The sequence below is a fragment of the Rubripirellula reticaptiva genome, assembly GCF_007860175.1.
GTDB lineage: Bacteria > Planctomycetota > Planctomycetia > Pirellulales > Pirellulaceae > Rubripirellula > Rubripirellula reticaptiva.
Window position 1 is genome coordinate 1,258,117 of record NZ_SJPX01000001.1, and the last position, 24,493, is coordinate 1,282,609.

18 protein-coding genes are annotated in these 24,493 nt (G+C 55.8%); 9 read left to right on the forward strand and 9 right to left on the reverse strand.

The features are described from left to right. Nucleotide 1: 1 nt before the first annotated feature. Entirely contained in the window at nt 2-1,183 is a 1,182-nt protein-coding gene (metK, locus tag Poly59_RS04470) for a methionine adenosyltransferase (protein ID WP_186776011.1), read from the reverse strand. Nucleotides 1,184-1,369: 186 nt separating this feature from the next. Between metK and Poly59_RS04475 the strand changes: the two genes are divergently transcribed. After that, nucleotides 1,370-2,389, forward strand: a complete 1,020-nt coding sequence (locus tag Poly59_RS04475) for a vWA domain-containing protein (protein WP_146532816.1) — start codon at nt 1,370-1,372, stop codon at nt 2,387-2,389. Nucleotides 2,390-2,403: 14 nt separating this feature from the next. Next, the gene (locus Poly59_RS04480; protein WP_146532817.1) at nt 2,404-3,306 is read left to right on the forward strand and encodes a hypothetical protein; all 903 of its coding nucleotides are present in this window, start codon (nt 2,404-2,406) and stop codon (nt 3,304-3,306) included. Nucleotides 3,307-3,327: 21 nt separating this feature from the next. On the opposite strand, the gene Poly59_RS04485 is transcribed toward Poly59_RS04480, so the two are convergent. Further along, complete coding sequence (locus Poly59_RS04485; protein WP_146532818.1) at nt 3,328-4,488, reverse strand: M20 family metallopeptidase; 1,161 nt, start codon at nt 4,486-4,488, stop codon at nt 3,328-3,330. Between the two features lie 187 nt (nt 4,489-4,675). On the opposite strand from Poly59_RS04485, the gene Poly59_RS04490 reads away from it, so the two are divergent. Both Poly59_RS04490 and Poly59_RS04495 read left to right on the forward strand, forming a co-directional pair. Next, a complete protein-coding gene (locus Poly59_RS04490; protein WP_146532819.1) occupies nt 4,676-5,314 on the forward strand; it encodes a DNA-3-methyladenine glycosylase family protein in 639 nt (212 codons plus the stop codon). 1,010 nt (nt 5,315-6,324) lie between these two features. Further along, nucleotides 6,325-10,032 (forward strand): dockerin type I domain-containing protein, encoded by a 3,708-nt coding sequence (locus Poly59_RS04495; RefSeq protein ID WP_146532820.1) that lies wholly within the window; start codon nt 6,325-6,327, stop codon nt 10,030-10,032. Here the strand turns inward: Poly59_RS04495 and Poly59_RS04500 are convergent. From Poly59_RS04500 to Poly59_RS04525, 6 genes are all read right to left on the reverse strand, one after another. Then, the gene (locus Poly59_RS04500) at nt 10,007-10,249 is read right to left on the reverse strand and encodes a hypothetical protein (protein ID WP_146532821.1); all 243 of its coding nucleotides are present in this window, start codon (nt 10,247-10,249) and stop codon (nt 10,007-10,009) included. The genes Poly59_RS04495 and Poly59_RS04500 overlap by 26 nt on opposite strands. Nucleotides 10,250-10,527: 278 nt before the next feature. Next, the gene (locus Poly59_RS04505; RefSeq protein WP_146532822.1) at nt 10,528-12,024 is read right to left on the reverse strand and encodes a hypothetical protein; all 1,497 of its coding nucleotides are present in this window, start codon (nt 12,022-12,024) and stop codon (nt 10,528-10,530) included. Further along, a complete protein-coding gene (locus Poly59_RS04510) occupies nt 12,024-12,905 on the reverse strand; it encodes a type III pantothenate kinase (RefSeq protein WP_186776012.1) in 882 nt (293 codons plus the stop codon). Before Poly59_RS04510 ends, Poly59_RS04505 begins: the two co-directional genes overlap by 1 nt. Continuing rightward, nucleotides 12,902-14,044, reverse strand: coding sequence for a GTPase ObgE (obgE, locus tag Poly59_RS04515; protein ID WP_146533257.1), 1,143 nt, complete (start codon nt 14,042-14,044; stop codon nt 12,902-12,904). Before obgE ends, Poly59_RS04510 begins: the two co-directional genes overlap by 4 nt. 109 nt (nt 14,045-14,153) lie before the next feature. Next, on the reverse strand, nt 14,154-15,155 hold the full coding sequence (locus Poly59_RS04520; RefSeq protein WP_186776013.1) for a hypothetical protein: 1,002 nt from the start codon (nt 15,153-15,155) through the stop codon (nt 14,154-14,156). Between the two features lie 42 nt (nt 15,156-15,197). After that, a complete protein-coding gene (locus tag Poly59_RS04525) occupies nt 15,198-16,721 on the reverse strand; it encodes a hypothetical protein (protein ID WP_146532824.1) in 1,524 nt (507 codons plus the stop codon). Nucleotides 16,722-17,496: 775 nt separating this feature from the next. Between Poly59_RS04525 and Poly59_RS04530 the strand changes: the two genes are divergently transcribed. From Poly59_RS04530 to Poly59_RS04545, 4 genes are all read left to right on the forward strand, one after another. Continuing rightward, complete coding sequence (locus tag Poly59_RS04530) at nt 17,497-19,170, forward strand: sigma-70 family RNA polymerase sigma factor (RefSeq protein WP_146532825.1); 1,674 nt, start codon at nt 17,497-17,499, stop codon at nt 19,168-19,170. A gap of 97 nt (nt 19,171-19,267) precedes the next feature. Continuing rightward, entirely contained in the window at nt 19,268-20,203 is a 936-nt protein-coding gene (locus tag Poly59_RS04535; RefSeq protein WP_146532826.1) for an aldo/keto reductase, read from the forward strand. A 71-nt stretch (nt 20,204-20,274) separates the two neighbouring features. Next, complete coding sequence (locus Poly59_RS04540; protein ID WP_146532827.1) at nt 20,275-21,090, forward strand: sugar phosphate isomerase/epimerase family protein; 816 nt, start codon at nt 20,275-20,277, stop codon at nt 21,088-21,090. Between the two features lie 74 nt (nt 21,091-21,164). Beyond that, nucleotides 21,165-21,695: a DUF3299 domain-containing protein gene (locus Poly59_RS04545; protein WP_146532828.1), complete on the forward strand. Its 531-nt coding sequence runs from the start codon at nt 21,165-21,167 to the stop codon at nt 21,693-21,695. A gap of 43 nt (nt 21,696-21,738) precedes the next feature. On the opposite strand, the gene Poly59_RS04550 is transcribed toward Poly59_RS04545, so the two are convergent. Further along, on the reverse strand, nt 21,739-22,917 hold the full coding sequence (locus tag Poly59_RS04550) for an aldose 1-epimerase family protein (protein ID WP_146532829.1): 1,179 nt from the start codon (nt 22,915-22,917) through the stop codon (nt 21,739-21,741). 228 nt (nt 22,918-23,145) lie between these two features. Between Poly59_RS04550 and Poly59_RS04555 the strand changes: the two genes are divergently transcribed. Further along, a complete protein-coding gene (locus tag Poly59_RS04555) occupies nt 23,146-24,396 on the forward strand; it encodes a cupin domain-containing protein (RefSeq protein WP_146532830.1) in 1,251 nt (416 codons plus the stop codon). Nucleotides 24,397-24,493 lie beyond the last annotated feature (97 nt).

The following is a 24,493-nucleotide window of genomic DNA, read 5'->3' on the forward strand; positions in this document are numbered from 1 at the left end:
ACTAAGCCGATGCGGTTGCACCGGCGGCAGCGGCAAGTGTTTCTGCCTTGTCAGTCTTTTCCCATGTGAAGCCGTCGCCTTCGCGGCCGAAGTGACCGCCAGCGCTGGTCTCTTTGAACACTGGACGACGCAGTTGCAGGTGATTGATGATGCCTGCAGGCGTCAGTGGGAAATGGGCTCGGACCAGCTCGCACAATTGTGCATCATCGATCTTGCCAGTGCCTTCGGTGTCCACGTTCACGCTGACGGGTTCGGTCACACCGATCGCGTAAGCCAGTTGGACTTCGCAGCGTTCGGCCAAGCCAGATGCAACGATGTTCTTGGCAACGTAGCGAGCCATGTAGGCCGCACTGCGGTCAACCTTGGTGCTGTCCTTGCCACTGAACGCGCCGCCGCCGTGACGACCCCAACCACCATAGGTGTCAACGATGATCTTACGGCCGGTCAAGCCACAGTCACCGTGCGGTCCGCCAACGACGAACTTGCCCGTTGGGTTGATGTGATACTTGACTTCGCCCTTGACCAAGTTCGCCGGTAATTCGGGGACGATGATCTTGTCGATGATGAATTTCTTGATTTCGTCGTTGGTCACATCGGGGCTGTGTTGAGCGCTGACGACGACGGTGTCGATTCGAACCGGCGTGTTGCCCTCGTATTCGACAGTGACTTGAGCTTTGTTGTCAGGACGCAGCCAGTCGACTTCTTTGTTGAAGCGGGCTTCGGTCAGACGGTTGATGATGCGATGCGACAATGCGATCGGCAACGGCATCATTTCAGGAGTGTCTTTGCACGCGTAGCCGAACATCAAACCTTGGTCACCAGCGCCGATGTCCTTGCCAGATGAGTCGTCCGAGTTCACGCCTTGGGCAATGTCGGGGCTCTGTGTGTCTAGCGAAACCATGACCGAGCAGGTGCTGCCATTGATGCCCATTTGGTCATCGGTGTAGCCGACTTCGTTGATCACTCCACGGACGACGTCGGCATAGTTGATCTTGGCCTTGGTCGAGATTTCGCCGGCAATGATCGCGATGCCGGTGGTGACCATCGTTTCGCAAGCGACGCGGCTGTTGGGATCTTCGGTCAACAGAGCGTCCAAGATGCCGTCGGAAATTCGGTCCGCCAGCTTATCAGGGTGTCCCATGCTGACCGATTCGCTAGTAAACAGATAACGAGAGCTTGTCACGACGGCTTTCTCCGGGCTTCCGTCCCCGCGGGGACGTGTAAGGTCTAAAATAAACGCAGACATAGGCTACTTGCCCGACGCCAAAAAGAGAAGCGGCGCAGGAAATCTATTATGGGCGCCCCTGCAATACGCACTAGATTTGCTACTTTTCAGCGGTCGCCTTTACCAATTGATTGACCGGAACGCATGAACCATTCCGCCCCGGCGGCCCAGCCCGTTGACCTGACTCCGTCGCCCCCAGCCTGGCCGGCGCTGGTGATGTCGTTGGTTTTTCACATCCTTTTGCTAACCACGATCGGGCTGATCTGGACCCAAAACCCGCTTGGTAGCGGTGAAATCACGGATCGTCCGGTTGGCATCGCGATTGTCCACCGGATGCCTGATCGAGACCTTTACACCGAACCGGTCGTTCCCCAAGTCATCGAGCAGCCGACTTCTGAAGCGGCCTCGGCGGCTGCCGCGGCTAGCCCCGCAGCCCCGCCGGCCGACCTTTCGCCGCCGCTGGATCTTGATGGGATTTTAAAAGCAATTCAGTCCACTCCGTCGCCAATTTCCGGCACGGGTATGGCCGGCGAGACGAATTTGGACGGTGACGCGTTCGGATCGGCAGGCGGAAAAACGACTTCCGGTGACTCCAGCGACTCGACCGCAATGCTGTTCGGCGTCTCGGGAAGCGGATCGCGGTTCGTCTATGTATTTGACCGCAGCGACAGCATGAATGGCTTTGGCGGAAAACCGCTACGGGCCGCCAAAGCGGAACTGATTCGCAGCCTCGGGTCGCTGTCGGACAAGCAACGTTTCCAACTAATTTTTTACAACGATAAACCGACACCCTTTCGAATGACCGGTGTGCCGCTGCAGATGATGGCCGGCGATGATCCGAACGTCATGATGGCAACTCAGTACGTCAATTCCATCACGGCGTTTGGCGGCACCGAACACGAATCGGCGATCAAGATGGCGTTGCGGTTGTCGCCCGACGTCATCTTCTTTTTGACCGATGCCCGCATTCCGAGACTATCCAGTGGTGACCTTCGCGAAATTCAAGCGAGGGCTCAGCAGGTGGGGACTACGATTCACGCGATCGAGTTTGGGCCGGATCCGGTCCCGCCGATCGACAGTTTTTTGCGAGACCTAGCGTCCATGAACCAAGGCCAGTATCAGTACGTCGACGTTCGCGGCTTGAAGTCGCCCGGTACGCAATGAAACATTGCTACACCATGACGTGGACTCGCACTCTTACCGCCGGATACCTTGTCTGTGTCACGGCAATCGCAACCGCGCAAACGCCCGAGCGCATTTGGTTGCAGCCGATGCCACCGACTCGCGCCGAAAGCGACTGGTATCCTCGCGCGATCACGATCGTCGAAGGTGCCGTCGTTGATTTTGATCATCAACAGCTTCGTGTGATTGCCGCGGGCGATGAAGCTGAAACGATCGTGTCGGCGCGGCGAGTGATCTGGATCGAACCGGGGGCGGTTTCGTCTGAGCAAGCAGACGCGATCGAGCAGTATGAATCTGGGAATTATGCAAATGCCCTTTCGGCTTTGCCGGCGATCTTGAAACAGCGGCCGCCGGTTTGGCGACAGCAATGGTTGACGATGATGGCGGCCAATGCCGCGTGGAAAACATCGCGTGCCGATATCGCATTGGAATTGGTTTCGCAGCTCGATCGTCGCCCGCTGCCGCCGTTGGTGATCGCATGGTTGCCGGTGGCGTGGAAGAACGGTGGGCAATCGGCTGTGGTGGTTCAAGCCGCCAAGGCTCGCCTACAGGATCCGTCGTTGGCCGTTCAATTGGTCGCGGCAAGTTGGTTGTTGTCGTCTGCCGATCGCAGCGAGGCGACTTCGGTTCTGCAATCGCTTGCCACGCAAACCGATCGCACCGACATCGCGCGGCAAGCAAAGTGTTTGGCTTGGCGAACGGCGACTCCACCACAGGTCGCAGCGTCGTCGCAACGCTGGCAACAAGAACTAATGAAGCTGCCGATGGTCTGGCAGGTCGGTCCCACGGTCACCTTGGTCGATAAGTTTCAATCCGCCGGTCAAGATGAATCCGCAAAGCGATTGAAATGGTCTCTGGAACTGACGCCCATTCATCCGCACCCGGCACTGCAAGACTAGCGGTTGCTTGCGAGTAAACAGTCATAGCTTCATCGTGCACCAACGCCGAACCACGTCGGTATAGATGTCGGCACCGCGACTGAGTTGATCCAAGCTGATCCACTCGTTTGTGGTATGAGCTTGGGCGATATCACCGGGGCCGAAGATGACGCGTTGTTCCAGTTCGTAAAACTCACCCGCATCCGTACCGTAGCAAACTGTGTTGGAGGGACTGCCGACAAGTTTGCAAAGGTCAGTAATGCAGTGCGAATCGGGCTGGATCCAAACCGGGTTGCCACCTTTGAATCGTTTAAATTCGAGACCCCGTAATTTAGCCGCTTCGGCAACTCTTGCGATCAACCCTTCGCCGTCGATTGTCGGCATCGTGCGAAGACAGCACCACGCGACCGAACGTTCTGGAGTGATATTGACTGCCGTGCATCCGTCGCTGACACCGAAGTTCCACGACAAGTGCGGCGGGTCAAAACGATGGTCCATCAGAGACTCGTCGGATCGAGTTTCGTCGCCAATGTCTCGCAGTAATTCCAATATCGGCACAATAGCGATGTTCGCGTTGACGCCCGCGTCGGTACTGCTGTGGGCGGCTTTGCCGTGGCTGGTGACCGAGAAACCAGCGATCCCTTTGTGAGCATGAACGACACGCAGTCCCGTGGGTTCGCCGATGATGGCAAGCGGTTGGGCATCGACGATTTCGCGATAGGCTGCCGAGTGATTGACCAAGTGCGCGGCGCCTTCGAAACCGACTTCTTCGTCGGCCGTGCATACGATCCACAGCGGTGAGGTCTGTTCGGCGCGAGTCACGCGATCGGCCGCGGCCAACATCGCAACGAGCGACCCTTTCATGTCACACGAACCGCGTCCATACAAACGTTCGTTGGCAATCGTGGCGACGAAGGCGTCGTCCGAAGGTCCGTTCCACTGGGTGACGGGAACAACATCGGTATGGCAAAAGTAAGCCAGTCCGGAGTTGCCCCGCGGATTGCCCCCGATAGGATCGCGGCACGCCACCAAGTTCATTTTGCGAATGCCGGCCGAGTCAAGGTACTCCGTTGTCTCAACGACAAAGCCGAGTTCTTCCAAGTAACCGCGGACGTGGTTGGATACGTCCACGTTGCTAGTGGCGCTAACCGAAGGAAAGCGAATCAAATCAGCAAGAGCATCGGTGAGACAGATATTCGACATGAGCCCCATTCTAAGCCGCACGATTCAAACCCGCCACGACACTTCATGAGCAACAAACGCGGTTAACGTAACCGTTCTCGGCCGTCCACGAGAGAGCGGTTAGCTTTGACACTCTGCTATAGACTGCTTAGTTGTCCCTATTGCCTCAACCAAATCCAAGCCAGGTTGGCTAAGCCTTCCCACCAACATGTGCGTCAATAAGCTCACTCGAGAATCCATCAGGACGGTCGCAACGGAATTGGCTCGTCGTGATCCGGTCCTCGCGTCCGTCCTTGACCAACATGGTCCACCACCGCTGTGGAAACGTCCAGCGACTCTGTCCACGTTGGTCCGAATCATCCTGGAACAACAAGTATCGCTTGCGTCCGCCAAAGCGACGTTTGATCGGCTGGTGGTCGCCTGCGAGGGCGAAGTCACTGAAGGATCGCTCGTCAATCTTGGTCAAAGCCAACTCGCCGACCTCGGCTTTACTCGTCAAAAAGCTCGTTACACCTTCACTCTTGCCCAAGACGTCGCTGAAGGTCGTTTCAACGTCAGCAGTCTCGCAAGAAAATCCGACGACCAAGTCCGCACCGAAATCACAGCGAGATTGGGCATGGGCCATTGGACCGCGGATGTCTTCCTGATGATGGCATTGTTGCGCCCCGACCTTTTACCAACTGGCGATCTAGCACTTGTCAAAGGGTTGCAAGAACTCGACGAAACAACCTATCCCACGTCGCAGTCACTGATTCAGCGAGCCATGATTTGGCGACCCTACCGTAGCGTCGCGACCAGGATGGTTTGGCAAAGTTACCTGGCTCGGCGAGGAAGAAGGCTGTTGTAAACGAAGCTTCGCGAAGCGGCTCTTCGGAAATTGAAAACGTTGTAAGTTTTTCCGCCAGCGGAAACGGGAACTCACTGTTTTTTGAGACGGCGACTCCGTAGGTGCCGGTTTGGATTAAGCCAGCCGACGGCAGTGGATTGCAGGAGGCATCCGCGTGCGATCTTCACGTTCAGCTAAGTCATCGATGCGGTCCTTCACACCGGTAAACCGGCTTGATTGGGAAGTCTCGGCGATCGTCGACCAGATCGGATTCAAGCCAACGTTAGCCAAACAGGCCGCCGCCGGCCCGCCACTTCATCGCTCTAAATTACCAGCACATCCGGCCGGTTCCGCAAGGCTCATTCGATATGGTTGTGCCTCAGCGTGTAGGTCAGACAGTTCGACGGCAAGAACACTGGCGAGTACATCGCTGGACGCAATGGAGGAGCTGAACTTTGGCAGGATATAGAACTTCGCCACGAGCAACTCTGGGTAGGGAGCGACCTTCCGCAAGGATGCGATTGAGCTGGGAAGGCCAAAATTTGAAGAAGCGAACGGTCGAGAACAACGCGAGTTGATGTCTGCCCCTTTTCGCTTTTGAAATACTCCGTTGCCTCAACGACAAAGCCGAATTATCGGGGGTAACCACGGACAAGGGGCGATACGGCGACGTTGCTAGTGGCGCTAACCGTGGGAAGGCGACTCAAAGCTGCAAAGGTAGCCGTGAGACCGATATTGGGCATGAACGTCATTCTTAGCCGCGTTTTTCAAACCCGCCACGACACATAACACGCAACAAACGATTGTTGGCGTAATCGCCCCGGCCCGACGGAGGAGAGGGTGACTGAACTTTTGGCTCGCTGCCAAAATTGTTGGTTCCCCCCCTTTCGCCGGGTGACTAACATCGACCAGTTGCAGACCCCGAGCAATCAAAGCACGTTTCCATCTGGAACATTTACCACCACGTCCGTAATTGTTTACACGCTGTCTTCGCAGACAAAAACGGCCGACAACAACCGAGGATTCCATCGATGCGTCAGCACCCCAGCCGCCGAAGCAATCGTCGAACGAGATTCGAGCCTCTGGAAGAACGGCGACTGCTCGCCGCTGATCCGTTTGGCACAAACCAGCTTCAACCACTCGACGTTTCTCGCGATGGTCAGGTCTCTGCTCTGGATGCATTGCAGGTGATCAATGCTTTGGGGCGGTCCAGTCAGCCGGGCATCGCAGATCCCACGGCCAACCCCGGTACTTTTGTTGACGTCAACAACGATGGCTCGGGTACACCCTTGGATGCCTTGATGGTGATCAATGCGCTTGGACGAAAGGGGGCCATCATCGCCGCAACCTTGCCCGTCGACTCCGCCCCGATTGGTGACGCTGATCTCGGATTTGATTTGCTAACGAATGATTATGCGATCAACTTGAATGTCAGTATCGGTGGCGTCGAGAATACGCTCGTTACGATCAGCATTGATGGCGGACAGGCCGAAGACATCACCGATGCGTTCTCTGACAATCGAGCTCATTTATCGAAAGAGAACATCGACGCAATTTTCGGCGGGCCGCTTTCTGATGGTGACCATCCTGTTGTCATTCAATTCGGTGACAACCCGGCAAATCGACTCGAGTTTGTGCTAACCGTTGATCGCGAAGTTCCTGAACTGGTCGATGTCTACCCGAAGCGTTCGGTGTTGGTTGGCGATCGTTCGGTCGAAGTCGAAATGGGAACGTCGGTTGATGAGTTGTTTTTGGATTCCGAAGCAGTTGTGTTGATCGATACATCTGATTCGTCAAAGCAGTTTCGTCCCTCCAGCATCACGCCGCATAGTGAATCGTCGACACTGCGTTTCAACTTTGACCAAGACGTTCCCGCCGGTGACTATGAACTCGTCGTCGACCAAGCACGTATCTCGACACCGGCCGGCAACGCGGTGGGATCTGACACTGTTCGTGCCCCGTTGCGTTTCCTGCGCGCAACCGCGATTTGGGACAATCCCGAGGGTGGCAGTTGGGATGATCCCGAAAATTGGAAACTGGGGCGAGTTCCCGGCGAGTTCGATGCGGTGCTGATTGATGTTCCCGAAGGTGTCGTCGTCGAGGGACCGGCGGCCGCTGTGACAACGATCGAACATTTAGCACTTCATGGAATTCTTGAATCACGCAGCAACATTCAGGCCCGTACGATCTCGGTCGAACGCGGGGTACTTCGCATCAATAGTGGCGGCTCCGTCAGCGACGTGCTGTACACAAGCCGAACGGGTTTGGGCGCGGTATCGGCAGTGCAAATGAATGTCGAAAATGTTGTTTTCGATCTTCCGGTTGGCCTGGATGCTGGAAACAGTTTGCGAGTCACCGGTGGCTTGGAAATCAACCATGAACTTCGCATCGCCGGCGTTCCCACCAACTCGGTACCTGCCGAGGTCACGTTTGTCGACGGGCAAGACGTGACAGGCCGTGGCAAGATCGTCTTCGCCGGAAGCGGAACGGATTTGAACAAGATTACCGCGGCCGGATCGGGTGTCGTGAAGTTTGCCGATACCCTGACCATCGTCGGCTCCGATGCAACGATTAGTGGCAGCACGACAAACAGAATCGATTTGGAAGCTCGCGTCTTTGACGATGGACGTGATGGCGATCGGAAAATCCTGCTGAAGAATCTAGGTTCGAGCGATAGCGTTTTGGCATTGAACCTTGATACACCCGAAGGCTTGGTGCAAATCGACGCACCGTCCGACCATGTCATCCTGAATCGGCGAACATCACCGCTAGAATTCAATTCATCGGTGCCGCTGCAGCGAGTTATCCTCCGGTCACCATCGTTGGTGACGAGTCATTTGTCGTTCCAAGACCAGGTGACGCTCGAGTCAGACATGACGATCCGCAGTGTTGCGGGTGCTCTGTCAAGAATCAATCTGCTTGGCAGTGTGAACGTCGACGGGTTCGGCGACATCGTGTTTGATGGGCAGCCTACCGATGAGTTCAGTCAACGAATCGAAACGGGAAGCGTGACGGGTCAGCCGTTGCCGCAAACTGCTTCGATCGGACCGGGAATCACGATTCGCGGCAATGCGGGCCTACTTCGCACTCGCTCGGGCGTCGCATTCGATTTTTCTGGGACCATTATCGGCGGCCCCGACAGTAACTTTGTGCTCAACGATGTGGGTTCGGTCGAAGGATTCAAGATCGATTCGCCATGGGGCACCGTCAAACTTGATGATATACAGCCATCCAAGATTTTCGGTGTTGGAGATAGCTTTGTACGCATCAGTGACTCGCAAGTCTGGACGACGATGCAGCTCTTTGTGCCGGTTCGCATCGAAGCGGGCGCTCATTTGGAACTCAAGGGGGGGGCCACGATCAATCGGCTGATCACGTTGGAAGGCAACGACCTGGAACAAGCGGTACTGGAGCTGACTGATGGCGAGCCGTTCACTGGCAACGGGGGCGTCTTCTTTGCCGGACTCGCCAGTCGTCCGTACGGCAACTACTTCAAGGCTGACTTGCGTGGCGAGACCCTTGATTCCAATCTTAGCGTCGGCGGCTATAACGGAATCTTTGGTGGCTCGGCGCGTTACAACGGGCGAATCAGTGCTTATGACGGAGGCACAATTGCGGTGGGGATGATCGACGGCGGTGGCGAGGCGATCACGATCGGGTCGTCCGGCGGCAAAGTTCTGTTGTATGAAATCAGCAATGCGATTCTCAACAGCGCAGGTAGTGGCGATGTGATGGTCCAGCAGTTCGCCGACCTCGGCTTCACGAGTCCGAACACAGGAATTGATGAAGTCAGCATTCCGAAGTTCACGAACGTTTCGTTGAACGTGCCGTTAACCGTGCTGGGAAGTACGTTGTTCGTGCTCGAATCGCTGACGGTGAATTCGACGATCGTTCTGGAAGGCCGCGAGGATGAAGTCAGTCGTCTTGACCAACGTTTCAATTCGAAAATTATAGTTCAAGACAGCACCGACAACGCAGCGACGATAAACGGAACCGGCAGCATCTTGTTTGGTGACGCGATCACGACGGCTGACGAACACAGTTTGGTTTCGTCCAACTTTCACAACTTGACGATCGGTCCCGAAATCATGCTCGGTGGAAAGAGTGGTCGGATCTCAACTGGATCGGCACAGATTACACACCAAGGTTCAATCGTCACCGACGCCGATGCGGTGATCAAGCTTTACGACGTCGTGACTCGTTCCGGCGAGTTAAAGCTTGAGCCACAAAACGGACGTGTGTTCATCGCACGAGTTCCCGAAAATATCACGATCACAGGGACCGAAGGAGCGGTGGCGTACACCGAGGAACTGTTGCTTGTGGATGCGACGGTGGATATCCCCTTGGTCGTCACAAAGATCGATCTCAATGATGGTATCGCGGTTTCTGGAATCTCGGTAAACGGCGATCTTACTTTGAACTCGACGTTGAGGTTGTTTGCCGAAGGAACAGGCATCTCATTCAGCGATCCGGGTGTGCCATCCGTGGACGCGATTTCTTATTTGAATGGCACCGGCACCGTCATCATGGTTCAGTTTGACCCAGACCCCAATGACGGGATCGGGGTTAGCTCTCACTACATCACCGGATTTGATTCGCTGACGATCGGAGCGGGCATCACGATCCAAGCGGGCAGAGGAGTCATTCGGGTCAACGACTCACGAGAAGATCTGCGGATCCTTGGAACGATTGAAGATTTCAACAGCCAATTAACTATCGGCCCGCTAGCTGATGACTGAGGCGAACTCGCATTTCGATGATGCAAGCGCCTACGGGCAGACGCAATGGCTGTTTGGTCGCGTCTAACGGGTCAGCGCCAGAGGCGGCTGTTGCCCCCGCTCGGCTGTACGTATCGGCAACGGGGGGCAGCGAGGACACCGCCAACAGTCGCTGAGCCTCGAGCGTTTCCAGCGACGGATGGTAGTTTCGCTTCTTCGATCGAGACAGAGGACACATGAGTACGGCGGCAATGGGTGATTGAGAACGACTGTCGAGACATCCTTGCCCTCCTCGACGATGTGAGAAAGTCGTCGTTGATAATCGTTCGCCGGCTTCGATGGCTCCATACGTTTCTACACACGTCTTCTCTGAAATGTCGCGTCCTTGGGTGTCGCCGCTGCGGCAAACCAAAGCGATACAGCGTCGTGCGACCGACAAATGGCAAGATGGGTGATTGCACATCGTCCGTGCGCATGCCTCCTGTTATTTCCGGTCTCTCGTGCGGTCGAGAGAGGTCAAGGCCTAGTCACGGTCTTGATTGCCTCAATCACGAGGGTGGTGTCGGCACCTTCGACTTGTCCGTCAAGGCTGCCAAGCGTTGCAATGGCTTTGTCACGGTAGCCTTCGTTGCTCATCGGAGCAATGGCTTGGAAGGCCGACATCGAAGCTTGGCGAAGCGGACCTTCGGCAATCGAAAACGTCGCAAGCTTTTCCGCCAGCGGAAATGGGAACTCATCGAACTTGAACGTGCGGTTCTTGGCGTTGTATCGAACGACCAGGAAGTCTGGTCCGACTTCGACAATCACGACCCTGAAATCACTAGTCACTTCAAAGTCATTACCAACCGCCAAACTGCCCAGTCCCCGCTGGATGCCGCCTTGATAGTATGTTGCTAAGTCGGCCAGTTGGTAGAGTCCGTCGGCGAGCGACTGTTGATCGTTATTCATCGGCATCGCGGCGGTCGTCTCGGCTAGCGATTTCATCTCGCCCCATTTCGCGGATCGCAGCACGTCGACAACTTTTGCGATGGCGGCGTCCGCTTGGGCAACGGCCGCGTCAGAGACGGCCGGCTGCTCGGTCATGGGCTGAGTTTTGGATGGCGTTGTCATCTCTGGCTGCAGGCTCGGTTTGGACGCCATTTCGGTCGGCTCCGGTGCAATCATTGGTTGGACACTTGTGCTCATGTCGGGCGGAGACAATTGGAACGGTGGTTCGACGTTGCCTGCCATGTTCCCCATAACGGGGTCGAATTTCTTTTTGGTGATGGGAGCTCGGTTGTCTTCAATGGGGAATGGCTGAGCAACGGTCGATGAACCCGTGTTTGCTCCGGGGCTGGTTGAAATCGTCAACGAGCCGTCTTTGCTGGTGATCGCCAACGTGCCGGGACCAAAAAACAAGAAGTACGACAGTGCTCCGATAGCGCCGAGCATGCTAAGGATGAACGTGGCCATCATCAGCGTGCCCAGTTTCGATCCACGACGCCGCGTTTTAACGGGACGAACATTACGCAGAACGGGTGCCGCAGGGCTGCTCGGGGCAATCGGCGAAGCAGTGTTAGGTACAACGATTCCTGCCGGGATGCCCGACACCGCGGGAATGCTTGGCGTCACGGGAGTGGTCGGTGCTACTGGAGCGATTGGCGCGACAGGGTTGCTGGGCGGCAGAAAACCTGCCAGCGGGTCGACCTTGGAGGGTGAGTTTGCCGCTGGAGCTTTTGCTGTTGGTGGTGTTTCGTCGATCGCAAAGATGCCGAACCGGGCGTCCAATTCTGCTTTCTTGGCCGGGTCGGCGAGCGTCACGCGTGCGGCCTGAACCAATTGGGCAGCCTTTTTCCAGACTGCTGGCGCTGAATCTGCTTTTACGCTGCGCAGCCGAGCGACGGTGGCTTGGACCGATTTGGTGATCCGGGCGATGTCTTGTTCGCCGTCTTCCAATCCAAAGATCTGATACGCGTGCGGCGCTGAATTAGCGTCGTCGATCGGCAGCAGTTCGGATAGTTTCTTGAATGCCATCACCTATCCTGCGTCGGAAGGGTCGAAGTTGTCGTTTGAGGCAAGCATAATAGTCCTCGGCAAACGAGATTTGTTTTTTGACAATGAGGTCGCCGAACATGAGCTGACAACGCGGCCGAGTCACCGCCGGTCAGCACCAGTTTAACCGTCGATTGATTCGCCAAGGCAGCCGGTTTTGAATCGGCCTTCGATGCCAGGGTTACTTGCCAGTTTTCGATGTACCGATCCGCGAATCCATCGATGGCTGCCGCCACGCCGACCAGGATTCCGGCGTGAATCGCATTTGCGGTATTGGTGGCGGGCAATTGGACATCCCGGCTTTCGGTCCAATCGATGTGGGGCAACGCGTCGGTGCCGGTCGCCAGCACGCTGGCCTGTAACGCTAGCCCCGGCAAGATCACTCCGCCGCAAAACGTCCCTGACTCATCCACCCAGTCGATCGTCACCGCGGACCCAGCGTCCACCACAACCAAGGGACTCGAATCTACGAGTCCGGAATTTGCGGGGCCGGATACTCTGTCCGATACAAGTCGGTGTGCTGCGTAGGCGCTAAGCAATCGGTCAATGCCAAGTCGTTCCGGGTGATCGACGGCGACCGGCATGGGCACATCGCGAAAAGTGATCAAGTCGATCGTGGCATCGGGTGCCGCTTTTTCAACGGCGTCGACGAGTCGTGTTGCCGCACGACGATGAACGCTGGCAACACGCCATTGCATCTGTTTGCACCCGAGCCGCTCGCATACCCACTCGATTGCGCTGAGTTCCCAGTTGGTTTGGTTGATGACGATCGAGTGATCGATCACTTCGCCGAACTGTTCGACGGCCAACTTTACCGCCGTGTTGCCGACGTCGACCGCGACAATGCACGCGGCCGGGTTCACGAATCCATGTCCTTGGATTGGTGTTCGTTGGACAACGTTGATGTGGGCCCCGCCAAGTGCGGCGGAACTCGTTTCTTCTCGGGTGCGACGGCGGGACGAATGTCGTTTTCGCGTAGCAACGTGACTTCTTCGCCAGCGGCAATCATTTCAGCGCGACGTTTTTCGACGCGATCTAAGATCGCCGATACCAACTCGGGTAAGCCCTTGCCGACTACCGCGCTGATCAAGAACACGTCGTTGCCGGTCAGATTGTGCAGCGCGTCGCGGACATCTTCGGCGCCCTCGAGTTCGCTTTTGGTGACCACGATGATTTCTTCTCGCTCGCCTAACGACGCATCGTATTCGGCGAGTTCCGCACGGATCGTTTGATAGTTTTCGATCGGGTCTGTTTCGTCCATGGGCGACGGTTCGACCAAGTGGACAAGCAGGCCGGCGCGTTCGACGTGACGGAGGAATTCGTGGCCGAGCCCGAGTCCTTCGCTGGCACCTTCGATCAGACCTGGGATGTCGGCCAATACAAACGACTTCTCGCCCAAATCGACGATGCCCAAGTTGGGGTGCTTGGTCGTGAAGGGATAGTCGGCGATCTCTGGCCGAGCGCTACTGATCCGGCTTAGCAGGGTGCTTTTGCCAGCGTTAGGTTTGCCGACCAAGCCGACGTCGGCGATCGAACGCAGTTCCAAAATCACAGCTCGGACTTCGCCCATTCCACCGGGTTCACAGTGTTTGGGAGCACGGTCCTCGGGGGTCTTGAAGTGCGCGTTGCCACGGCCTCCACGACCTCCGCGAGCGACGACAAAGGAATCGCCAGGCTGCTTCAAGTCTTTGATGACGAAGCCGCCTGCCGCGTCGATCACCGTGGTTCCCGGCGGGACGTAAAGCGTGTGGTCCTTGGCGCCTCTTCCGTAACGTTTGGAGCCTTCGCCGTTGCTGCCGTTTTTGGCGCGAAAGAATTGACGATTGGCAAGTTCAGCCAGCGAATTGACGCCCAAGCGGGCTTCCAGAATGATGCTGGCGCCGTCGCCACCATCGCCGCCGTCCGGGCCGCCACGAGGCACGTATTTTTCACGCCGCATGCTGGTACAGCCGTCGCCGCCTTTGCCCGCTTGCAGTTCAATTTTGATACGGTCGACGAACATGGATGGGCGGCCTAGTGGTTGAAGCAAACGCAAAAGTTCGCTTCATCATAGCCACAAAGGTCGGCAAGTCGAAGAGCCGCAACGAAACTGTTCAACCGCGACTAAAGGCCTAGCGGAAGATCCAGCCGTAATCGAGCCGTTCTTTCAGGCCGTACTGGTCCAAGATGTACTTTTGTTCTTGGGCGTCCGCATAAGCAGGGACGCCGAACCGGATCTCGTCGTCGGTTTGGTCGACGGTATCGCCTGGGCGATAGAAGTTCAGTTGCAGGGCCTTGCGGCGGTACGGGGCGGACGCTCCCTCGCCGTCCTGCTGGAAAGCGTTGGTCAGCCCAAAGACTTCGACCGAAATGAAGTCGATGTTGGGATCGACGTCTTCCCAAGTTGCTACGCCCCAGACACCGTCGCCCGAATCGTCAGCGCTGTATGGCACCTTCACGCGAGTGATCTCGACCGAGTTGTACAGCGGCGCGGTGATCTGTTCGCGGACTTTGATCTTGTCTTGTGCCGTGGGCAGAATCCGATCGACGTAATTCTTGTCGGTCGCCTGGTTTCGCAGGACCAACATCGGAAAGAACCGGCGTGATTCGTAATGGACCTCTTCGACCCGTTTGTAAATCGGCACACCCGCGACCGTATCGGCGGCTGGTCGCAGATCGCCACCACGGTACCGGACTCGGTAAACCATGTACCAAATCAGTTTCCGCTGCATGCGACCCGATTGGTTGGGGATATCAATGTAGATGTGACGGAGTGGCTTGAACGAAAACTCGAACGAGTAGATTTCTCGCCGCAGGATCACTTGCTTGGCCATCTCGACCAATGTTCGGCTGCGAGGATCAAAGTGCGGTTCGCCTTCGGGGTGTGCTGCACCGCCAAACTGAATTTCCGGATGCGCATCGAGCAACGACTGCAGCGTTTGCGGTCCCTCGAATGTTTCGTCCGGTTCCGGCGCCGGTGGGATCACCCTCAGCACGCCGGGCGCGAAACGGCTTTCCTCAGTGGTCGACGGATCCAGTTTGCCGCCATCTTGGGCCGACACGTAGCCGGCAAAACCGTACGTGATCAACGTGGCGGTCAAGGCGATGAGGGCGTTACGTCCGAGAAACATCATGGGGTACCGTCGTGAGTCAACTATTATTCTAGGCCGCTATCTTTATAGGTCACTGGCCGATTGTACTTGAGGTTTCGGCGATTCGTTCGACTTATTCAGGCGAGCGATTCGCGTTTCACCGTCATTGCTCGATCGAGCACTGATCGCCTCGGCCACAGGTTTCTTTCGCTCGATCAACCGTAGGGAACCGCCAAGTTGGTGGTCCGAACCGGCAAACGTCGATGCATTCTTGGCTTCCATTGTGAATGTCGCAAGCAATCGACGACCTGAATCGTCCGAAAAATGCATCAGAATCCACTGGATCGGAACGTCCTCGACTGCACCGGATGCCGTCACCCGCAGCACTCGCAGTCCCGTTTCACTGACCCGTTCCTCGGCCGAAACAATATCCGAAAGCTGTTCGCCGAGCGTCTTCTTGATGTCCTGCTCGAAAGCCTCGAGCGTCCACTGGGAACCCGCCGGCAAGGTCGCCAGTGGCCGGAAATCGCACTGCGCGATGCTGCGATCATTGTCGATCATCCGCATCATCGCCGCGCCCGGTACGTCCGCCATCATCCGCCAGCGCCGGTCCATCAAGACGCCCAGCCCGACTTCGCGACTGGTCAAATCGACGTACAAACGCTCCACTGGAATCTGGTTCCCCGGATTCAGCTTCTGAGCCGAGGCAGTCAAGGCAACCGGTTTGGGCATCGGTTTGCGAAGCATCTTCACGGTCGCTGAAACGTCAAAGCCAGGTTCTGCTTTGCCAATTTCGCGAGTCTCGTGAACGGCCATCGCCAACCATGTGCAGGCACCGATTCGGCGATCGAACGTCAGTTTCCCGACCGTTCGGACCGTCGTTGGGACGCCTTCGTAGGAGCCTTCGACATTGCCTTTGAAGTGGATTTTCGCCTCACTGGCTGTGATCTCGACGACTTCTGCGACGACTTCGGTGGCTTCGACAGACGACAAACAAAGTGCCGATGCGACCGCGTCGTTCGACGGCGAGTACGTCGAACCGACCGATACCGCGGTGGTAGGCAACAATTCGTCTACGCCCAAGCTGGAAACCGGTAAACGCAGCAGATCCAATTCTTCGCGGTCAAAGTAATCGTCGACCGAGTACATCAATTCAGGGGTGACATCGCGCCGGATGATCGTTTCTCGGACCGAATCCCGCAGCGTGTAAGACTGTTCCACTTCGTTTAGCGAGCCTTGGCTCTTGGCGACGTGATAGAACCGGTTCGCCATCGCGACCGTCGGATCTGAACTGCTCTTTCGCCGAAGTTGTTCTTCGTAATCCAGCGATGCCGCGGTGACGATTGGCAACTGCAGTTCGCTTTTTCGCGAAATCAACGCGTTTTTGGGAAGGTTGACGTTGCCTTCGACTTCCAATTCCACACGGACGCGAAACAGGTTTTGGTTGCCGTGGGGACGCAGCATCACGCTGCCGGCCGATTTCCCAGCACCTGGGCTGGCGGCGAACGCATCGGAGCCAGTCGCAGACAGGGCTCCGACAGCGATTGCTGCGGCGGCAACGAGAAAGCGACGACGATCGGACGAGTTTTGATTGGCTTGGGATAGCATCGGTAACCGGGCAAAACGAGAGTCAAGAAACGACGGTTTGATCTTTCATCGACGTTTCAACCTGAATCGGTTTACCCGAAATCTGTTTATCCGATTTCTTGCCATTTTCAATCGCCTGTCCCATTTTGGGAGACGCATCTTGAGTTTTCGTCTCGATTTGCGACATCCGGACTTTTCAATTGATCGCAATATTTACAACGATCGCTCACGTTTTCAGCAGGCTGGTTCGCTTGCCCCCTGGATGCCTTGGGTATGCTAAAGAGCGTGCGGACAACGGGTTACCGCAGCGAGTTGCAGGAAACCAGAAGAAAAAGTTTGACTTTGGCGCGAAATTTCCTACACAGATGTCCTGGTCAGTTGGGCATTTGTCGGGCAGCCAAGCTTCGGACGAACTTCAATCCTCTCGGACACTTCCCACGGGCGGTCTTCGAAACAGCGATTAAAGCCGAGCAAATTGGCGAACTTGATGGATTTCCGGCGGGTCATAGTAGAAAACTACGCATGAATGACAGGCGTAGGAAATAATGGTGCGAGGGACAAGGAGTCCCTGGCGGTGAATCGCGATTCGGACAACTGTTTTCGCCATTTGAGGATGGCGGTGACACCGTGACCAAACGTGTCACGACAAAGTGCGAAGAGTTATTCACACCCCTGAATGATTCGCTCTACGGATTGAGCGACACCCGGGAAAAACATTTTGGTAGGCAGTCGAGCGATCCGCCGGGGTCGCAGGGAAACGGAATCGACTGCAATACCAGCACTGGGAGACATGGCGATGCACGAAGACTATCGCGACGTGAAGATCAAGGAACTGCGAGACCAGCTAACGCGATTTGCCCCCAAGGCAAAGAAGCTGGAGCAGGCCTCGCTAGCCGAGAAGCTGTATGAAGAAATCGAAGCCGATCGCTCTTACGCGTTCGACTATCTGTGTTTTCGCATCACCAACTATCGCCCTGAAAAGGCGAGTCGCCACAGCATCGCCGACGCCGACCTAAAACATGATTTGCGTCTGCTGATCGAAGACCTTAGCGATTCGGCGGATGTCGAAGTCACCGAAGTCGCTGAACCGGTTCACACGGTCGATGATCTCAGCAAGATGTTTCGTGTCTCTACTAAAACAATCAGCCGTTGGCGCGACGCGGGACTGGTCAGTCGCCGGTTCCTGTTCAACGGCCGCCGACGTGTCGGATTTCTGCACAGTAGTGTCGAGCGTTTCGCCGCCAACAACCGGGACAAAGTCCGTCGTGGCGAACGGTTCAGCCAATTGACGGATGACGAAAAGAGCGAGATCATTGAACGCGCTCGGCAAATGGTCGAAGGCGGATCAAGTCTGTCGGAAATCACTCGTTTGCTGGCTGCCCAGATGGGACGAAGTTCCGAAACCATTCGTTACACACTCAAGAACTTTGATGCTGATCATCAAACACTGGCGATCTTCGCGAGCCATCGTGGTGTGCTAACCGAAGACGACAAGCGTTCGATTTTCAAGCTGCATACCCATGGTGCGACCGTGCCCCAGTTGTGCAAGCGTTTCAATCGCACTCGCACCAGCATCGGCCGCATCCTGCTTGACATGCGGTTGGATCAGATTGCCGAACTCCCGCTCGATCACATCTACAACGAAGACTTTGACGACGCATCGCGTGAAGCCGAATACTTGGGCCCATTGCCCGAACCAGCCACCGCGCCGCGAAAGGTTCGAGTGCCGTCGGGGCTGCCTAGTTACTTGGCCGCGTTGTACGACGTCGGGCTGTTGACTCGCGAACAGGAATATCACCTGTTCCGTCAAATGAATTATTACAAGCACAAAGCGAGCCGGTTGCGTGACAGTTTGGAAACCGCCGAGTCGAATAAGACGGCGATCATGGAAGAAATCGATAGTCTGTACGAAGCCGCCGTGCTGGTGAAGAACAAGATCGTGCAAAGCAACTTACGTTTGGTCGTTTCGATCGCCAAACGCCACGTCGCCAGTTCAGATGACTTCTTTGGTTTGGTTTCGGACGGCAACATGTCGCTGATTCGTGCCGCCGAGAAGTTTGATTACTCGCGCGGAAACAAGTTCAGCACTTACGCGTCCTGGGCGATCATGAAGAACTTCGCTCGGACGATCCCTAGCGAATTCAAGCATCGCGATCGTTTCCGCACGACGACCGAAGAATTATTTGTGTCACGCCAGGACGAACGACGAGATCCGTACGCCGAAGAAACGGTCCAAAAAACACGTCAGCGTGAGTTGTCGAAGATTCTGAATCGGTTGGACGAGCGCGAGCAAAAAATCATCACGGCACGTTTCGGTCTTGGCCGCGGCAGCGAACCGCTGACACTGAAAGAAGTTGGTGCCGAGATGGGGGTCACCAAGGAGCGGATCCGGCAATTGGAAGCTCGCGCGTTGTCAAAACTGCGTGAAGCTGCCGATGAAGCGAAAATCGACCTGGAACTAGGGGCTTGAGTTTCTAGCCCGAGAATCGGCGAATTTCGACCCACGTTGGGTGTCCCTTCAAATTTGCTAGACTGTCGCTTTTGGCCCTTGGCTTTTGAGCGACAACATGGAAAAACGGCAACTCGCAGGCACCGATCTACAACTTCCCGTGCTCGGATTCGGTGCTTCATCGATCGGGGCAGAGTTCCGTCAAATTGACCTCGGCGACGCATTGAAGGCAGTTCATGTCGCGCTCGACCGAGGCATGAATTATATCGACACGGCCGCTTACTACGGCCGCGGGATGAGCGAGCTGATGCTGGGGCGTGTCCTGCCCGACGTGCCGCGTGACTCCTACACGCTCAGCACAAAACTCGGTCGATTCGCGCCCGCTCATTTTGATTTCAGTGCTCGGCGAGTTGCCGAAAGCATTGATATCTCGCTGGAAAGAATGCGGGTTGATCATGTCGACATGGTGTTCTGTCACGACATCGAGTTTGTCGAGCTAGATCAGATCATCAACGAGACTCTGCCAGCGCTTCGCAAAGAAGTCGAAAAAGGCAAGGTACGTTACATCGGTGTCAGCGGTTACCCCATGAAGATGTTTACCGAAATGATTCGGCAAACCGACTTGGATGTGGTGCTGACGTACAACCACTACACGCTGCAAAACGATATGGCTTTAGCTCTGATCGAGCCTTGCAAAGCGAAGAACGTCGGTTTGATCAATGCCGCACCATTTTCGGCTCGGTTGTTGACCGACGCTAAGCTTCCCGAGTGGCACAAAGCGACACCGCAAGTTCGCGAGGTCGCCGCTAAAGCCGCCGCGCACTGTAAAGCGGCCGGTACCGACATCGCCAAGTTAGCGCTGCAATACAGTTGTGCAAACGAAGCGTTTGCAAGTTGCGTCACGGGATCAGCAAACCCGGATCGCGTGTCTCAGTGGTGCGATTGGTTGGATGAACCGATGGACGCAAAGTTGGTTGCCGAAGTCAAAGAAATCTTAAAACCGATTCACAATTGGGTCTACGTTGAAGGTCGCCCTGAGAATAACGACGCCTAGTCGTTATCAGCCTGTGTGCTTGACCGCGGCACAAATGAAAAATCAAATTCCCCATCAACTTTGAAGTCAATATGAAGTCTTGCGTCACGATTAGCCTTGTCGAAGAAGCCCGCGGTGGTCCGTTTGTTTTATGGGACGGTCTTGAAAAGTCGATCGGGTTTGCTGCCGAGCTTGGCTATGACGCCGTCGAGATTTTTGCACCTGGTGTTGAAGTCATTGATGCCGATGGGTTGGCAAAGATGTTGGACAAAGCAGGTTTAAAGTGTGCTGCGTTTGGCACTGGTGCTGGTTGGGTCAAGCACAAGCTTCAGCTTGCCGATCCGGACGCGGCCAAACGCGAAGCGGCCAAGAAGTTTGTTCGCACCATCATCGACTTCGCGGGCCAGTTCGGCGCCAGCGCGATCATCGGCTCGATGCAGGGGCCGAGCGGTCACACGGGCGATGCCGAAACCGCCCGCGGCTATCTGTGCGAAGCTTTGGAGGATGGCGGATCGCATGCGGCCCAGTACAAAGTGCCGCTGATTTACGAACCGCTTAATCGCTATGAAACCAAACAGTGCTGCACCGTTGCCGATGGTGTCACCATGCTGGAATCGCTGTCCACTGACAACGTGCGATTGCTGTGCGATTTGTTCCACATGAACATCGAAGAAACCAGTGTCTCAGAAGCACTGATCGCGGGCGGTAAATGGGTCGGGCATATCCACTTTGTCGACAGCAATCGCCGTCCGGTCGGGCTGGGCCACATGGAATACGGGCCAATCATCGCCGCCCTGCGTCAAATCGGCTACGACGGCTACCTTTGTGCTGAAGCATTCCCGTATCCCGATCCGCACGAAGCGGCTCGTCAAACGATGCGAGCGTACAAGTACTGGGTTGGCGTCTGATTGCTATGTCGGCCGGTTGACCGGTGGAGTTACAATGAGAGGGACGTTCGCCTCAATCTTTCCCAAAGTTTGCTATGTCCATTCGCCGCCGTATCATTGCTCTCGCCGTGTTCATGATCACTTGTACGCCAGTGGTCGCAGAAGAGCAGGCCGCCGGAAACGGTACCAAGGTGATCGATCAATCTAGCAGTGCGGCGTCCAAGGCGAAGGGCGAAATCAACTTTGACGATTTGAAGTTCGAAATTGATAAAGACGCCGCCTTTGCACCCAAGATGTTGAACGATGACGTCAAGGGTTTGGACGGAAAGAAGGTCAAGCTGCGCGGCTACATTTTGCCGGCGACCTTGTTCAAAGAAACCAACATCGATCAGTTCGTGTTGGTTCGGGACAACCAGGAGTGTTGTTTCGGGCCGGGTGCGGCACTGTTCGACTGTGTGATCGTTGAAATGGTGCCCGGGAAGACGACCGACTTTGTGACTCGCCCCGTGACCGTCGAGGGCAAGTTCAAAATCGATACTGAAAAGTACAAGTATCCCGGTGGCGCTGGGCCCAAAGGGGCAAGCCACTTTGCCATCTTCAAAATCGACGGCATTTCGGTCAAGTGAATCTGGCGATGCCGGTGAGATTTGGCGGGATCAGGCCTCAGGTTTATGCTCCGGGCGACCAACCCGGTCTTGGCGTGCTGTGGATTTCAGCTTTCTGATTGCTTTGCAGTTTCTGGATCTTGTCGGACATTTGACGGACCGATTCCGTATCGGTCAGTGGGTGCAGTTTGACGCGGAATGATTCAGTTTCGCCACCGGCAATCTCGACCACTCGTCCTTGCGTTTCCTCGTACGAGCGTACGTTCGGGTAATTGGTGGCTGGTTCAAGACCGACAACATAGCCATCGCCTTCGGCAGCGGTATTTTTCCACACAATAAATCGGGGCAATCCTTTGACGTTGATCGTTACCCCCAAGCCAGTCACGCCGTCGGCTGATTTGATCATCGCCGATGTGTGATGGTGATCGTCACCGAGCAGTTTTGCAAAATAGACTCGTTCGTTGTAACCCGATTCCGGCGCGCCGATCTGGTTCCATTGCTCGATCTCGCCGGCCGACAAGGCGTCTTTGGGGGCCAGCGATTCGATCGCCGCTTCGATCGTCGCACCCTCGCCAAGTACCGGTGATCCGACGTTGATGTGGTAAAGCAACTGCATCGATGTTGGTGTGCTCAGGTCGTTGGTGACATCGTCAAGCAATTCGACGTCTGCACTGTCTGCGTGAAAGCGGATGCGGCTTTTCAAGCGTAGCCGTTTGATGAACAGCCGTGACTCTAGGATCTCGCCAATCACTTCCAAGCGACCTGATGCTTCGTCAAATTCAATTTTCAATGAAGTCGCTGGCAGGTTTCCGATTCGGCCATGCAGCGGATAAATCAGTTTTCCGCCGGCATCGTATTCGGGCGCCCCATTGCTTTCCAAGCCGCAACGCACGACGAGTTCGTCGAATCCTTCGAGCCAACCGATGCCGCTGGGGTCGAAGGTTGGGACCAGGGACGGGTGGATGGGCCCCGCGACCGGTGAATTCCAGGAAAACGGAACTTGCCCAGCCTCCAATCGCCAGATCGACATGCCGCGAGTCGGTAGAATCAGGGCGCGAACCTTGCCGGTATCGACTTCGATGACTTCCACTTGGTCCGCCGCGCCGCCGACAAACCGTCCGTGGCGAGTCTGAAGTGGCCCCAGTCGAGTTTCGATCTTCATGGTCAGCGGCGAATTGTCGCTCCACCGGATGGATGCAACGGGGTCGCGTAGGGTACGAACGGTGGCTGTTTGCGTGGTCATGTTGAGAAACGATTGGAAAGTGGATGTCGTCTTGATCAGACTCGGCCGTCGTCGCTGATCAAATTCCCGACCAAGTACCTGGTCAAGTTCCTGCTCAAGAACTCGAAGCGCGTTCTTGTTAGGCCGGTGAACAGCTAATAAAACATTAAGCGTCGTCAACCGCTACTGAACGGCGAAAAATTCCCTCCTCCCTGTTTTCTCCCTCCCGATTTCGAAATCAACGTAACGATGAGCAATGTCAAACTCGACGAAGGTCTGATTCAAGGCGATAGCGTCTCGGCAATTTTGGACGCTGCGATGAACGCCGGCGACGGACTGCTGCGACTAACGCCGACTTGGGTGCCAAGATCCTTTTTGCACCCCGGGCGACGAATCAAGCTGCACCCCGGCGATTACTACCGATTTGGTGCTGATCGCGGGGGCATCGACGAGCGTTGGTTCGGCAGCACCACCGAGGCCGCCAACGAAGGCCGTGTTTGGCACGAAGGGCTAAGCTTTTGTTTGCACGACGGCAAGAAGTTCATGCTAAAGGACGCCGTGGCCGAACGTGGCTCCGATATCGTTGGCAAGAAAATCTTTGACCAATACGATCGTTGGCCGGTGTATTCAAAGTTCTTTGACAACATGGGGCCAATTCCCCATCACATGCACCAATCGTTCGAAGACGCAGCTTTGGTCGGCCAAGAAGGAAAGCCAGAGAGTTACTATTTTCCACCGCAACTGAACAATGTCGACAACAACTTTGCGTACACGTTCATGGGCCTGGAACCGGGCACGCGTCCCGAAGACGTGCGCCGTTGTCTCGAGAATTGGAACGCCGGTGATAATGGCATCCTGGATCTCAGCCGTGCCTATCGGCTGAAGCGAGGCACCGGTTGGTTGATTCCACCAGGCGTTTTGCACGCGCCCGGTTCGCTTTGCACCTACGAGCCCCAGTGGGGCAGCGATGTGTTCGGTATGTATCAGTCGATCGTCGAAGGTCGCTACGTACCATGGTCGTTGCTGGTCAAGGACATGCCCGAAGAGAAACATCAAGATCTTGACTTCATTGTTGGGCAACTCGACTGGGACAAGAACGTCGACACGCACTTCAAGAACAGCAACTACTTGGAACCTGTTCGCGACGAAGATCGCAGCGGTGATGGTTACGAAGATCTGTGGATCGTGTACGGGACCGTCGATGGACGACAATTGTTCAGCGCAAAAGAATTGACGATTCAGCCCGGTGCGAAGTGTACCTTGAAAGATCCCGGTGCCAGCAGCTGGATCACGGTTCAAGGCCGCGGACGGATGGGCAAGCTCGATTTGCAAACGCCTGCGATGATTCGCTTTGGCGAAAACACTTCGGACGAAGTGTTCATTTCGCACACTGCGGCAACCGCCGGCGTCGAGATCGAAAACTTGGGCACCGAACCGCTTGTCGGTCTGCGGTACTTTGGACCTGACACCCACAGCAACCTGCCTAAGGCCGGTAGTTGATCAACCAGATTTGTTTGATGTGAACAGAGGTCGTGGCCGGCGCAAGCGAGCTACGACCTTCTTTGATTTTTGCCACTCGCCTTTTCCCTACCAACCC

Excerpts from the sequence above, each read along its gene's own strand:
- Poly59_RS04475 (WP_146532816.1), top strand. The coding sequence starts at position 1,370 with ATGAACCATTCCGCCCCGGCGGCCCAGCCCGTTGACCTGACTCCGTCG.
- Poly59_RS04480 (WP_146532817.1), top strand. The coding sequence starts at position 2,404 with ATGACGTGGACTCGCACTCTTACCGCCGGATACCTTGTCTGTGTCACG.
- Poly59_RS04485 (WP_146532818.1), bottom strand. The coding sequence starts at position 4,488 with ATGTCGAATATCTGTCTCACCGATGCTCTTGCTGATTTGATTCGCTTT.
- Poly59_RS04490 (WP_146532819.1), top strand. The coding sequence starts at position 4,676 with ATGTGCGTCAATAAGCTCACTCGAGAATCCATCAGGACGGTCGCAACG.
- Poly59_RS04495 (WP_146532820.1), top strand. The coding sequence starts at position 6,325 with ATGCGTCAGCACCCCAGCCGCCGAAGCAATCGTCGAACGAGATTCGAG.
- Poly59_RS04500 (WP_146532821.1), bottom strand. The coding sequence starts at position 10,249 with ATGTGTCCTCTGTCTCGATCGAAGAAGCGAAACTACCATCCGTCGCTG.
- Poly59_RS04505 (WP_146532822.1), bottom strand. The coding sequence starts at position 12,024 with ATGGCATTCAAGAAACTATCCGAACTGCTGCCGATCGACGACGCTAAT.
- obgE (WP_146533257.1), bottom strand. The coding sequence starts at position 14,044 with ATGTTCGTCGACCGTATCAAAATTGAACTGCAAGCGGGCAAAGGCGGC.
- Poly59_RS04520 (WP_186776013.1), bottom strand. The coding sequence starts at position 15,155 with ATGATGTTTCTCGGACGTAACGCCCTCATCGCCTTGACCGCCACGTTG.
- Poly59_RS04525 (WP_146532824.1), bottom strand. The coding sequence starts at position 16,721 with ATGCTATCCCAAGCCAATCAAAACTCGTCCGATCGTCGTCGCTTTCTC.
- Poly59_RS04530 (WP_146532825.1), top strand. The coding sequence starts at position 17,497 with ATGCACGAAGACTATCGCGACGTGAAGATCAAGGAACTGCGAGACCAG.
- Poly59_RS04535 (WP_146532826.1), top strand. The coding sequence starts at position 19,268 with ATGGAAAAACGGCAACTCGCAGGCACCGATCTACAACTTCCCGTGCTC.
- Poly59_RS04540 (WP_146532827.1), top strand. The coding sequence starts at position 20,275 with ATGAAGTCTTGCGTCACGATTAGCCTTGTCGAAGAAGCCCGCGGTGGT.
- Poly59_RS04545 (WP_146532828.1), top strand. The coding sequence starts at position 21,165 with ATGTCCATTCGCCGCCGTATCATTGCTCTCGCCGTGTTCATGATCACT.
- Poly59_RS04550 (WP_146532829.1), bottom strand. The coding sequence starts at position 22,917 with ATGACCACGCAAACAGCCACCGTTCGTACCCTACGCGACCCCGTTGCA.
- Poly59_RS04555 (WP_146532830.1), top strand. The coding sequence starts at position 23,146 with ATGAGCAATGTCAAACTCGACGAAGGTCTGATTCAAGGCGATAGCGTC.